13 protein-coding genes are annotated in these 11,861 nt (G+C 56.2%); all 13 read left to right on the forward strand.

The genetic code is table 11. The features are described from left to right. The first annotated feature begins 291 nt into the window (after positions 1-291). From XYCOK13_RS21240 to XYCOK13_RS21300, 13 genes are read left to right on the forward strand one after another with little or no spacing between them, the layout of a single operon-like run. Positions 292-978 (forward strand): helix-turn-helix domain-containing protein, encoded by a 687-nt coding sequence (locus XYCOK13_RS21240; RefSeq protein ID WP_213414255.1) that lies wholly within the window; start codon positions 292-294, stop codon positions 976-978. Further along, positions 975-1,928, forward strand: a complete 954-nt coding sequence (locus tag XYCOK13_RS21245; protein ID WP_213414256.1) for a hypothetical protein — start codon at positions 975-977, stop codon at positions 1,926-1,928. The genes XYCOK13_RS21240 and XYCOK13_RS21245 overlap by 4 nt, the downstream gene beginning before the upstream one ends. After that, positions 1,925-3,109: a beta-ketoacyl-[acyl-carrier-protein] synthase family protein gene (locus XYCOK13_RS21250; RefSeq protein WP_244865298.1), complete on the forward strand. Its 1,185-nt coding sequence runs from the start codon at positions 1,925-1,927 to the stop codon at positions 3,107-3,109. The genes XYCOK13_RS21245 and XYCOK13_RS21250 overlap by 4 nt, the downstream gene beginning before the upstream one ends. Before the next feature lie 15 nt (positions 3,110-3,124). Continuing rightward, complete coding sequence (locus XYCOK13_RS21255) at positions 3,125-3,943, forward strand: beta-ketoacyl synthase N-terminal-like domain-containing protein (RefSeq protein ID WP_213414257.1); 819 nt, start codon at positions 3,125-3,127, stop codon at positions 3,941-3,943. Beyond that, positions 3,940-5,214, forward strand: a complete 1,275-nt coding sequence (locus XYCOK13_RS21260) for a beta-ketoacyl synthase N-terminal-like domain-containing protein (protein ID WP_213414258.1) — start codon at positions 3,940-3,942, stop codon at positions 5,212-5,214. The genes XYCOK13_RS21255 and XYCOK13_RS21260 overlap by 4 nt, the downstream gene beginning before the upstream one ends. After that, positions 5,211-5,957, forward strand: a complete 747-nt coding sequence (ymfI, locus tag XYCOK13_RS21265; RefSeq protein WP_213414259.1) for an elongation factor P 5-aminopentanone reductase — start codon at positions 5,211-5,213, stop codon at positions 5,955-5,957. Before XYCOK13_RS21260 ends, ymfI begins: the two co-directional genes overlap by 4 nt. A gap of 30 nt (positions 5,958-5,987) precedes the next feature. Then, positions 5,988-6,251 (forward strand): acyl carrier protein, encoded by a 264-nt coding sequence (locus XYCOK13_RS21270; protein WP_213414260.1) that lies wholly within the window; start codon positions 5,988-5,990, stop codon positions 6,249-6,251. Continuing rightward, complete coding sequence (locus XYCOK13_RS21275) at positions 6,252-7,208, forward strand: DUF1702 family protein (RefSeq protein ID WP_213414261.1); 957 nt, start codon at positions 6,252-6,254, stop codon at positions 7,206-7,208. It abuts the gene before it with no gap. A gap of 12 nt (positions 7,209-7,220) precedes the next feature. Next, on the forward strand, positions 7,221-8,990 hold the full coding sequence (locus XYCOK13_RS21280; protein ID WP_213414262.1) for a CRTAC1 family protein: 1,770 nt from the start codon (positions 7,221-7,223) through the stop codon (positions 8,988-8,990). Next, entirely contained in the window at positions 8,987-10,006 is a 1,020-nt protein-coding gene (locus XYCOK13_RS21285; RefSeq protein WP_213414263.1) for a Gfo/Idh/MocA family protein, read from the forward strand. Before XYCOK13_RS21280 ends, XYCOK13_RS21285 begins: the two co-directional genes overlap by 4 nt. Then, the gene (locus tag XYCOK13_RS21290; protein WP_213414264.1) at positions 10,003-10,287 is read left to right on the forward strand and encodes a hypothetical protein; all 285 of its coding nucleotides are present in this window, start codon (positions 10,003-10,005) and stop codon (positions 10,285-10,287) included. Before XYCOK13_RS21285 ends, XYCOK13_RS21290 begins: the two co-directional genes overlap by 4 nt. Before the next feature lie 42 nt (positions 10,288-10,329). Next, entirely contained in the window at positions 10,330-11,364 is a 1,035-nt protein-coding gene (locus XYCOK13_RS21295; RefSeq protein WP_213414265.1) for a DUF4062 domain-containing protein, read from the forward strand. After that, positions 11,361-11,588 carry a hypothetical protein gene (locus tag XYCOK13_RS21300; protein WP_213414266.1) on the forward strand — a complete coding sequence of 76 codons (228 nt, stop codon included), beginning with the start codon at positions 11,361-11,363 and terminating at the stop codon, positions 11,586-11,588. The genes XYCOK13_RS21295 and XYCOK13_RS21300 overlap by 4 nt, the downstream gene beginning before the upstream one ends. Positions 11,589-11,861 lie beyond the last annotated feature (273 nt).

Raw genomic sequence — 11,861 nt, forward strand, 5'->3', positions numbered from 1 at the left:
CATTGATGCAAGGCTAGTGCACTTTTTCCTCTAATCTTTCGCATAAACTCAGTACCGCATTGAATAAGACCGCTGTTTTCCTCTATTTGCAGATAGGTGGGCGGAAGGAGACTCATATGCGTGTGCATCTAAACGCCATTTGGCGTTTTTCTTGTTTTTATGCCAATAAAAGATACAAATAACAATAAAAGCATGTTCTTTGGTAAGGAAAGCCGAGTTGAATCAGGGCTCCAGGAATTACGATGTGTATACATTCTTCATTCCATCTTTTTTCAGGTAGGGGTGTATACATTGATTGTTCTTTGGATTGTTGATCCCGGTCAGGCCGAGCACGAATCGGATGCACAGCAGGAGGAGTCGACTCGCATTCATCTCGCAACCTCCATTGAAGAAGTGGAGCAGCTCGTCTTGCACGAACGCTGCGAAGCCGTATTTATCGTTTCCTCGCAATCGCAAGCGCCCCAACAAGAGCGGATTGCCCCGCTTAACGATCTGGCTCCGGTTTACTTGTTCCTGAATGCGGACAAGCACACCTTGTTTATCGTCAAGCTGTTTCTGTACTATTTGGCTTCTGTGGACGGGGCTGACCTGGCACATTTGTCCCCGGAGCATGCAGCCTTGCACAACGATGATGTGGATTGGCAGAAGTCACTCCAATATATCCGCGACAATCTGGATAACAATGAGCTGTCCCTGGAGGATGTAGCCAGGCAAAATTATGTGTCCAAGTGGCATTTTTCCAAGGTATTCAAGAAAAAGTTCGGCATTACGTTCCGCGATTATCTGATTGAGGAGCGTATCGCGCTGGCGAAAAAGCTTCTTCTGACCAACGAATCCGTGACCAGCGTGTGCTATGAGGTAGGCTACGGCGATCTGACCCACTTCGGAAGGATATTCCAAAAGCGAGTGGGGATGCCGCCTTCGAGGTACAAGAAGAAATATTGGAATCCGCAAGCCTTGGAAAGGAGAAGAGGATGAGGAAAAAGGTTATGACAGTAGCGGCATTGTCGGTTTGCTTGCTCGTACTGCTTGCTTGGTGGGCCTATGAGCAGTGGCGTGCGCCATATCCCCTGCCCGAATTGGACAACGGGACTGACTGGTCGGCATTCCGGCTGGCATTCGACGACGAGCGAGCTTCCTACGCAATCCTGCAGGCAGCTGAAGGGCAGCAGCCTGAGCCTCCCGAACTGCCGCTGGCTGACGAGACATCGGCAGACGCTGCATACGTGTACGGCGTGCTGACAGGCGATGCTGCCTACTTGCAGGCGGCTGTTGCTTTTCACCCCGGTCACCTTGGCTATAGCACGGCGATGCGACAGGCCATGATCGCGAACGACCAGCATGAGGAGCTGATTGCCTTCCTTCAATCGCTGCTCCGGGATTCGAAGGATTTCGAACCGGAGATCCGTTTGCAGCTAGCGCTCGCCTATGTGGACCAGCTGCAGGACCCTTCGCTTGGCACAGCTTCGCTCGGGCAGCTGTCCTATCAGTCCATAGAGGAAGCCAATGTGATCCTGGAGCAGCATCCCCATGACTGGATGGGGCATTTCCTAAGAGGGATTAACAACCTGTATTGGCCAGTCGGGCTGCAGCGCATTGAGAAGTCGATTCAGGATCTCTCGTACTGTGTAGCTGTCGCCAAGCGGCATGCGGATCAAGAACTGGTGATGTGGCCGATGGCGTATGCCGCCCTTGGCGATGCACTGGTGAAGGGAGGCTCGGTCGAGGAAGGCTTCGCGGTCTGGAAGGAAGGCGCAGCCGCTTATCCCGAGTATGAGCCGCTGCAGGAGAGGGTGCTGGCGGGCATCAGCCAGGCGGAAGAGCTCGTTGGTGACATTCGCGGGATGGAGCAGTTCCAGCGGCCAACCCCTGAGCTGACAGATATTTCGGTTATTTGGCGGCAGCCGCTGGCAGGTGAGCGGCCATGACGTTGAGCGAAGTGGTCATTTCCGGCATCGGCGTGAACGCCTCGATCGGCCAGGGGGCGGATCGCTGCTGGGAAGGCTTGTTGACCGGCAGGACTGGCATTGGCAAAGTACGAAGCTTCGATGTGTCCGGGCATCGCAATCAATTCGCTTGTGAGATTCAAGCCTTGCCCCGATCCGCCACATACCCGGATAAGGTTGCTGCGATGGGGCGCACGACTCAGATCGTCGTTCCGGCTGTGGAAGAGGCGCTGCAGGATGCGCAAATCACAATGGACGACTGCAAGCGGCTGCGGGTTGGTCTATGCGTTGGTACGACGATGGGCGAGATCGAGCCGCTTGAACAAACGCTGCATACCGCGCCTTCAGCGAAGCTGGGCGGTCCGCGGGCGATTGCCGATAATTTGAGACAATTGCTGCCGCTCGCCGGCCCGGTCTGGACCTTCACGAACGCCTGCGCAGCCGGGAACTTCGCCATAGCTCGCTGCATGGATGAATTGCGAGCCGGCCGGGCCGATCTCATGATTGCGGCGGGGGTCGACGCGCTCTCGTGGATTGCGTTCACCGGCTTCAGCAGCTTGCGGGCGATGTCCCCGGGTCGCTGCAGGCCGTTCGATCAGGAACGCCAAGGGCTGATTCTCGGGGAAGGGGCCGGGGTGCTTGTGCTGGAGACGAAGGCGCAAGCAGCTGAGCGCCAGGCGCGAGCCCGAGCCAGTCTTCTGGGCTACGGCTTCAATGGCGACGCCCATCACATCACGCAGCCGGACCCGGAAGCCAAAGGCGCGATTCGGGCGATGCGCACCGCGATGGCGATGGCCGGTATCCGGCCGGCGCAAATCGATTACGTAAGCGCACACGGTACTGGAACGGCCGCCAATGATGCGATGGAGGCGCGGGCGATCAGCACGGTATTCGAGGATTCCCATGTGCAGGTAAGTTCTATCAAGGGTCATCTCGGCCATACGCTCGGCGCCGCAAGCGCGATTGAGGCGATCATGTGCGTGAAGGCTCTGGAAACGGGGATTCGTCCGCCGACGCTTCATCTGGAGCAGGTTGATCCGGCATGCCAGGAGGCGAATATCGAGTACATTCGTTCGCCAGGCACGGGTTCGGCGGCGTATATCATGTCCAATTCATACGCTTTCGGCGGTATTAATTCGTCAATCATTCTTGGAAAACAGTAAAGGGGACGTTGCAGCATGTACGAGATGTGGGTGGAAGGCTACGGAGCGGTTACCCCGCTCGGCAGCGGCGCAGCTCTGCTCCTAAAGCGGGAGGAACTGGCTGCTTCTCCAGCAGGTTTGCCGCAGCTGGACCCGTCTGATCCGCACATGAAGCCTGTCCGGAAATGGTCCTCATCGGCGCAATACGCCTATTTGGCCGTACGGGAAGCGATCAGCGGGGGCAAGGCAAGTCAGCCGGAACAGGCAGCCTGTGTAGTTGGCACCAATTATTCCAATCTGGAAGCGATCGTATCCCTTGATCGCGACGCCCGGCAGTACGGGGTCAACCATGCCAACCCGGGCATCTTCCCGGAGACCGTGCTGAATGCAATCGGCGGGCATCTGGCCGAGAAATTCGAGCTGCGCGGGGTGAATGTGACATTATCAGACGGGGATGCGACCGGCTGGAAACTGATGCGTTATGCGATTGATTTGCTGCAAGACGGACGGGCGGGCGAAGTCATGGTGTGCATGGTCAACCGCTTCCCGCCCGAACCCTTCCGCAACGGCGGCTTGCCCTGTTCCTTTCGGCGCGAATCGGTCAGCGCCCTGCGGTTGTCCTGCAGGGGAAGCTCACAAGGAATTCGACTGAGGGTGGACGAGCAGGCGGCGGTGAACGCCGGGCATGACAGACAGGAGGCGATCCCTCCCTGGAGTCTGCCGCTTGCACTTGTGCATGCAGCCCTTCTGGTTGACCAAGGCGTGCGGCCTTATGTTGAGCTTGTCATGCGCGAACAAGAGATGTTGGTTTTTGGTTTGGACAAGCCGGCAATGCGGGAAGGAGCAGACGCATGAATGAGGCGTGGGTGACCGGCTCCTCGATGCTGACCTCGGCGGGGATCGGCAATGACGCAGTGTGGGAAGCGGTGATGGCCGAAAAACCGGTAATCGGGGAACGGCGGCAGGCGATGGGGGACGGTTCTGAAGACGTGCGGTTTCCGTGCTATGTCATTGGTTCGGTTGATTTGGCCAAGTGGCTGGAGCCGCAGCAATGTGAAAAACTGAAGCACTGGGGGGTGTACGAGGACTATGATTTCAGTTATATACTCGTTTCCATACTTTTGGCCTTACATGATGCTGAGTTATCGCTGGATGCCGCATCCCGAGTATCCCTTGTGGTGGGACATGAGAACCTGGGAGTAGTGCGGCTCGTCGACAGGCTTGTGCACAAGCGGGAGACGATTGTTCAGGCTGAAAAAGGATTCCGTCATTCCTTTGCCGAGCTGCAGCATTATTTTTACCATCTGCAGACCTTCCCTTACCTCTTCTATTTGTCCAATCTATTCGGCATCAACGGCCTCACCTATGCGGTTAACAACGCATGCGCCTCCGGCCTGTACGCCACGGAGCTTGGCAGGCAGCTGCTCGCCAGCGGCAGCACGGACGTCGTGATCGTCGCCTGTTCGGATTATGCGCACGCCTCCGAGTATTTGTGGCTGGAGGACAAGGGGGCGATGTCCGGCGGCGCGCCGCTTGCGCCGTTCGATCTGAACCGGCAAGGCTCGGTATTGGGCGATGGAGCGGGAGCGCTCGTGCTGGAAACACGCGAGCACGCCGAGCGGAGAGGAGCTAAGGCTTCTTGCTTTTATGCGGGGGGCAGCTTCGCTCAGGAGCGCTGGCAGATGACACTGCCGGATGTCAGCAGCCATCTGTACGCTTCGGTTATTGCGGATGCGGTTCAGCGCTTTGCGCCAGACGGCGTTGATCTGCATGTGCCGCATGGCACCGGCAGTCCGCTGTGGGACCTGTATGAGGCGAGAGAAATTCAACGCGCCTATCGGAGCAGCACGCAGGCGCTTCCGCCTGTCACCGCGTTCAAAGGTTATATGGGCCACACCTTGGGGGCAAGCGGGATGCTCGAATCTGTGCTGCTGATAGAAGCGATGAAGCGCGGCGTCATTCCCCGCACGCTGCAGCATCACACGCCTGATCCGAAGCTGTCGCTGCCAATTGTGACGGAAACATCCGAAAAGCGCATTCGCACAGCAGTGAAGTCCGTACCGGCTTACGGTGGATTCCATGCAGCGTGCATTTGGAAATCGACGGGGAAAAGGGAGGAACCATGAATCAAGCAAAATGGGATTTTACTGGCACAACAGCGGTAGTCACCGGAGGATCGGGAGGGATTGGTTCATCAATCGTACGCGCCTTGGCGCAGGCAGGGGCGAAGGTCATGTTTACGTACTCCAGCGATCAGCAAGCTGCGCAAGCATTGGCAGAGCAGTGCAATGTGACAGACAAGCGGGTGGAGGCCATCCAGGCCAATTTCACATCGGAGGCGGATCTGGACAGACTTCTCCGGCAATTGGCGGATGTTCCTGTTGATTGCTTGGTGAACAATGCGGGCATGCTGCGGGACGGTCCCTTGTACAAGATGCCGGACGCTGATTGGCGGGATGTGCTGCAGGTGAATCTGCACGCCATGTTTGCGGTTACGAAGAAGCTGATCCCTATCCTTGCGCCGAGGGCTGGGTCGATCGTCAACATTTCATCTGTGTCGGGAATTAGCGGCGCTGCCGGTCAAGTGAACTATTCGACGGCGAAGGCCGGGGTTCACGGGTTTACTCGCGCATTGGCGAGAGAGGTTGGACCGCTGGGCGTTCGGGTGAATGCCATCGCGCCCGGATTCGTGGATACGGATATGCTGCTGATGATCAAGCCGCAGAAGAAGCGGGAGCTGCATCGGGACATTCCGTTAAGGCGTCTCGGCAAGCCGCAGGATATCGCCGAGACAGCTTTATTTCTGCTCTCGGAAAGCGCCTCCTATATGACGGGAGCCATTGTCGTAGTGGATGGCGGATTGTATTGAGGCTGTATGCGATTACGAGGAGGGGTATGCATGCTCGATATGGAGCTGGTGAAGAAGCGCGTGATAGAAATTACGATTGAGGTAACCGGGGAAGGAGAGTTTCCGGAACCGGCGGAGGTGGATGCCCGTCTGGAAGAGCCGCTGGACGAATGGGGAGTAGACTCCTTAAGCGCGCTGGAGCTCGCGGTGCATCTGGAGCGTCAGTTCGGCACTCGGCTGGAAGAGGATGAACTGACCGGGGTCCGGAGCTTGGCGGATATCGTCAAGCTGGTTGAAGAGAAAGGAAAGGTATAAATGCAGCTGCTGCGCATGCAATGGCTGCACAGGAACCGGGCAGCGATGGTCCGGAAGATTGCCGTGTTGAACAGCAGCAATCAGCCCTTTGTGCAGAAGTTCCAGACTATTCTATCGGCATTTTTGGACGGGTATCACGCAGTGCTGCAAAACGATCCGAACGTCTCGGAAATCAAGCAAATGCTCGATCAGCGGTATGACACCTATTATAGAGGATTTGCTTATGAAGGTCTCGGCATGGGACTTGGCGCTCGCACCCTGTTCCGACCCTCGGAGAAGGCGTCATTGGAAGCCAACTTCCAGGCGTATTCCCCGAATTATTTGTATCAGTACTATGTCGGTCTTGGCTGGTGGCTGTCTATCCGCTACGGCTATCGTTCCTCAGGTTACCGGCGTTTCCTGCGCATGCTGGACCCTTTCCACGGCCCGATTGTGTATGACGGGGTCGGCTTTCGCGCGGGGCTGTTGCAACGCTTGAGCTTTGCCCGGCTTGCGCGCCATTTTTCGCGTTTGGGCCATGTGGGCGAGCGCGTCTGCTATCAGGGATGGGGCCGCTCATTATGGTTCCAGCAACAATTCCAATTGGACAAGGTGCTGTATGAGCTTGAGCGGCTGCCGACGCCACAGCGGACCGATGCAATCAGCGGCGTCGGGCTGGCGGCTGCTTACAGCTGCTTTGACGACGTACCTTGGGTGAAGGGGCTGAGCGAGTTGGTGCCTCGGGAATGGCGGGCGGCCTTCGGGCAGGGCCTGTCGTTCGGCTGGCAGGCGCGCAAGCTGCAGACACCGCACTTTGACGAGTATGTGTCCGGATTCGTTCCTGCTGTTTCCGAGACGGTATTCGTTTCGCAGCAGGCCGTAGAGAGTGTGAAGCGGCAGCTGTTCGTTCGGCAGGCAAATCCGCGGTATGTCGATTGGCTGGACAAGGTTCGTCAATGCATGGCAGAGATACTGTAAGGGGGAGCGATCATGGGGAAGAAACTCAAGGTGTCGGCAGGCATTTGCGTCCTGATGGGACTCTTAGCAGCCGCAGCTGGATGCTCTTCGGGACAGGAGCAGCAGGAGTACGGCTTTAGCTTTCGTGATATGACGGATGAAGCGGGGATTGGCTTTGTGCATGAGAAGCCGGTCTACGACGCCAAGGTGGACAATATCATGCCCTGGCTCGCCTCGACAGGTGCTGGCGTATTCGTCGCCGACTTCAATCAGGATGGGTGGATGGATCTCTATTTCACCAATTCCGGGATCGGCAGCAAGAACGCGCTCTATCGCAATAACGGCGACGGCACATTTACAGAGGTGGGCGATGCGATGGGCGTGGCCGATGTGAATCAGGCAGGCGTCTCGCAGACGGCGCTTTGGTTCGACTATGACAATGATGGGTATCCGGACTTGTTCGTGGGGACTTGGAGCGAGGGGAGCAGGCTGTTCCGCAACCTCCAAGGAGAAGGCTTTGCCGACGTGACGGATGAAACGGGAATTGGCAAGGTGAACGGGAATTTTGCCAAGGCGGTAGCCTTGGACTACAATCGCGATGGCTATCTGGACTTGTATCTGGGAGCCTATTTCCACGAGGATCATAATTTGTTCGACTTGACGACAACCCGAATCATGCATGATGATTTCGAGCGGGCCGTCAACGGAGGCCGGAATATCCTGCTGCGTAACGTAGAAGGTGTCTTTACCGATGTATCCGACGAGATGGGTGTGGCTGACAGGGGATGGACGCTCGCTGCCGGATCGGCTGACATCAACAACGACGGCTGGCCGGACTTGTACAATGCCAACGACTTCGGCCCGGACACGCTGTACTTCAATGAGCAAGGCGAGCGATTTGTAGAAATTACACAAAATCGGGGTATCGGGGAAGACACGTTCAAAGGGATGAATGTAGATTTTGCGGACGTGTTTCATGACGGAAGGCTTGCGATGTATGTCAGCAATGTAAGCAAGCCGCTGTACATTTTGGAAGGCAATCAGCTGTGGCAGGCGAATGAGCAGGGCAGATTTGTCGACCGTGGGCCGGAGCTGAATATCCATCTGGCGGACTTTTCCTGGGGTGCCCGCTTCATGGATATCGACAACAGCGGAGAGTTCAGTCTCGTTGTAAGCACCGGATTTATTTCTGCCAGCAAGCAGCGCGATTATTGGTTCGATCTGGGGACGTTGGCGACTACCCCGGGCACGGTCGTAGAGGATGCAAAAAATTGGATGGACTTCGGGGACAAGAGCTTATCCGGCTATGAACAAAATTACTTGTTCTGGAACAACGGCTCCTCCTTTCAAGATGTCGCTGCAGCGACCGGTTTGACCTTCGATTACGACAGCCGTGGCGTTGCCGCTATCGACATAACGAACAATGGCGTGCTGGATCTGGCTTTCGCGAATCAAGGCAATACGCCCAAGCTGTTCGCCAACACGGTCAAGCCGGAACGCAACTGGATCAAGCTGAACCTGGTCGGCACTTGGCCGAGCAACAGAGATGCGGTCGGGGCAAGAGTCACCTTCGAGGTGAACGGCGTGTCTACCGTTATCGAGCGGGATGGGGGGAATTCCTATGCCGCGCAGAGCGATCCTCGCATTCACTTCGGACTCGGAACGGCGTTGCAGGCTGATGCGATCACGATTCAGTGGCCTAGCGGCAGAGTTCAGAAGCTGCACAACGTCGCAGCCAATCAGATCCTGACGGTTGAGGAGCCGGACGAGCCGATTGCGCAGGGTGAGGGGGAGCAGCCATGAGCATAAGCCAACGCTGGCGTGTCGCGGTAATCGGCTGCGGGAAAATCGCGCAAGTGCGCCATATTCCGGAATTGGTCGAGCATCCGGGCGTAGAGCTTGTAGCGCTGTGCGATCAGAACAAGAAGCGGGCCAAGGCGCTGGCGGATCAATATCGTATCCCTCTGGTTTTCTCCAGCGTGAAGGAGCTGCTCGGCTCTACCGATCTTGACGGTGCAGTGATCTGCGTGCCGAATGCGCTTCATGCGGATGTAGGTCTGCAAGCGATGCGAGCAGGCGCGCATGTGCTTGTCGAAAAGCCGCTGGCGACTACGCCCAGGGACTGCCAACGGCTGGTCGAAACCGCGGACCGCTTGAACAAGGTGCTTCTGGTCGGGCATAACCAGCGTCTGCATCCGGTATACCGCCGGGTCAAGGAAATCGTTCGGGAGGGTACGATCGGTCCGGTCATTCAGTTCACCGCGAACTTCCAGCATGGCGGGCCCGAAGGCTGGAGCGTGGACGGCGCAGGCAACTGGTTCCTGGACCGCGAGCTGTCAGGCTTGGGCGTACTGGGCGATCTAGGCGTGCACAAAATCGACCTGATGCGCTGGCTGCTGGACGATGCGATTGCAGATATGCAGGCATTCACGGGATGCCGGCGGGACAACGTTCAGGTTGAGGACCATGCCGCTCTGCTGCTTCGCCTGTCGGGCGGCTGTCTGGGAACTATAAATCTGAGCTGGTGCAATCCGCTCCAAGACCATCGCATGGTGCTGTATGGCGAGAAGGGCAATCTCATCGCAGGCGAATCGATGACGGGCATTCGGGTCGTCCTTCATAATGGCGAAACCTACACAGAGGAGGCGGAACTCTTCTTCCGGCAGGACAAGGGGATTCGCTCAGGAGTTATCGACGAATTTGTTCGCGCCATGCAGGCCGGTACAGGACGGGACTCTGTCTTAAACGGACACGATGCCTTGCATGCGATGGAGGCGTTGTTCAGACAGAGGGGAAGCGGAAAGGAGGATGAAGCGTGAATATCGATATGAGCCTCTATGATGCGACCTTGATTCCTGCAATCATGTTTCTCCTGTGGCTGCTGAGCAAATATGGGATTCCGAAAAAAATGATTCCGCTCGCCGCACTTCCGCTCGGTATCATTGCCTCGCTGATGCTGATCGATTACAGCCCCAGAGGGGTAGTCATTGGCATTCTGCTTGCCGCTAATGCGGTCGGGTTTTACAGCGGCACGAAAAACGTCGCCGGCGCGCTGCGTCATTCGGAAGCGGAATCACATACAGACAGCTCAGATACGTAGCCGTTCCATGCCGCCTAAATCCAGCAGGGGGTCGATTTCATCATGCTCACCTTATTTATCAGCTCAACGATCCGGGATATGCAAGTAGTCAGGCGGACTTTATCGAATCAGATTGAACAGCAGCTGGGACACCAGGTCAAGCTTTCAGAGTCGATTTCCTTCGATTGGACGGGCGAGGACATTATCCAGAGCTGCCTGCGCGAGGTCGAGCGCGCAGATATTTATGTTCTGATGATCGGCAGCCAGAGCGGCATGATGATTCCCGATCACGGCATCAGTGTCACTCGGGCAGAATATCGGAAGGCCAAGGCGCTCCGCAAACCGATTCTGGCGCTCATCCTCTATGAAACATGGGTGCTGTACAGGCAGGCCTCCGATCGGCTGTCCCCCGGTATTGTGGAATTTATCGACGAGGTCAGCCAAAATTTCGGTCGGTATTTCTTCAAGTTTTCCGTCTCGGAGGAAGCAGCAGAAATTGTACGCGCCCAGCTGTCTCTTCTGCTGAAAAGCTATTTGCAGCTGAACCGCTCCGTCAGGGAAATCCAAGACAGCATGGAAAAAGAGGAAGCTGCTCAGGCCTATTACCGATTTGTCCAGGCGCTGTTCCGGTATGATCAGGATGATGACCGGGTGCTGTCCATTCTTGCGCAAGCTATGAAAACCGGCGATATCTTCAATCAGGAGTATATTCCGCAGCCGATCGTGCATCTAAGCGCCGTAACGGGGGCTGCACTGTATCGGCTGCTGGAGAGTCAGGGCGAGCTGGCGCTGGTGGGATGTACTGGTGATGCGGATTGCCAGCCGGCCTATCGCACTGACGACGGGAGCAGCTACGTATCTGTGACGTATGCCTGCAACGAGGCGAAATTGTATGAGAAGGAAACGTCCTACGACATGAAGGAAATGATCGCCTGCTTCCCGATGGGCGGAAAGTATGTCCTTGCCCTGCACGTCCTGACCAAGCTTGAATACACTCCTGCTTACGACCGCCAACTAGTCCTCGACCAGCTTTACGGCGAGAACAAGGCGATCCTGCATACACTGCACCTCTATCTGGAAAGGAGGGGACGATCATGAGCAGAGAAAGCAAGCAGCTTGCCACAGTCGAAATCGGAAACGTCACTGCCGGCAGCAGCATTAGCAGCCAAGTGAGTAATCGTGTTCAATTAGCAGCGAAAAGCCATGTTACTGGCGAAATTCACGCATTGGAGACGCGATTCAGCGATCCATCAACCTTGAAATCGAATGAGCGCATTCGGGAAGTGGCGAGCCGCTTCATCGATTTCGCTAAGCAGAATTAGCTATTGGTGTCTTGCTGGCTGGTCTGGATATTGCAGGGGAACGATGTGAGAGACGGCAGCCCGATTGTGAACGGGCTGTCGTTTGTTCGTTGACACTCTGTTTAGAGACGATAAGTGGAGCGATGTCGTGCTTTATGGTAGCAGTATCAATAATTAATAGTAGCAAGTAATTGAAATTCTTAAGATTGAGCGGGTGAAATGAGGATTAATGTACCTTTTACTAATAATAGTTACGCTCGCTTCCTCTCTTTATGGATCAAGTCCAAATTTATG

This window comes from Xylanibacillus composti (assembly GCF_018403685.1).
GTDB classification, from domain to species: Bacteria; Bacillota; Bacilli; order Paenibacillales; family K13; genus Xylanibacillus; species Xylanibacillus composti.

Coding starts and splice junctions, on each gene's coding strand:
- XYCOK13_RS21245 (WP_213414256.1), top strand. CDS start 975: ATGAGGAAAAAGGTTATGACAGTAGCGGCATTGTCGGTTTGCTTGCTC.
- XYCOK13_RS21250 (WP_244865298.1), top strand. CDS start 1,925: ATGACGTTGAGCGAAGTGGTCATTTCCGGCATCGGCGTGAACGCCTCG.
- XYCOK13_RS21255 (WP_213414257.1), top strand. CDS start 3,125: ATGTACGAGATGTGGGTGGAAGGCTACGGAGCGGTTACCCCGCTCGGC.
- XYCOK13_RS21260 (WP_213414258.1), top strand. CDS start 3,940: ATGAATGAGGCGTGGGTGACCGGCTCCTCGATGCTGACCTCGGCGGGG.
- ymfI (WP_213414259.1), top strand. CDS start 5,211: ATGAATCAAGCAAAATGGGATTTTACTGGCACAACAGCGGTAGTCACC.
- XYCOK13_RS21270 (WP_213414260.1), top strand. CDS start 5,988: ATGCTCGATATGGAGCTGGTGAAGAAGCGCGTGATAGAAATTACGATT.
- XYCOK13_RS21275 (WP_213414261.1), top strand. CDS start 6,252: ATGCAGCTGCTGCGCATGCAATGGCTGCACAGGAACCGGGCAGCGATG.
- XYCOK13_RS21280 (WP_213414262.1), top strand. CDS start 7,221: ATGGGGAAGAAACTCAAGGTGTCGGCAGGCATTTGCGTCCTGATGGGA.
- XYCOK13_RS21285 (WP_213414263.1), top strand. CDS start 8,987: ATGAGCATAAGCCAACGCTGGCGTGTCGCGGTAATCGGCTGCGGGAAA.
- XYCOK13_RS21295 (WP_213414265.1), top strand. CDS start 10,330: ATGCTCACCTTATTTATCAGCTCAACGATCCGGGATATGCAAGTAGTC.
- XYCOK13_RS21300 (WP_213414266.1), top strand. CDS start 11,361: ATGAGCAGAGAAAGCAAGCAGCTTGCCACAGTCGAAATCGGAAACGTC.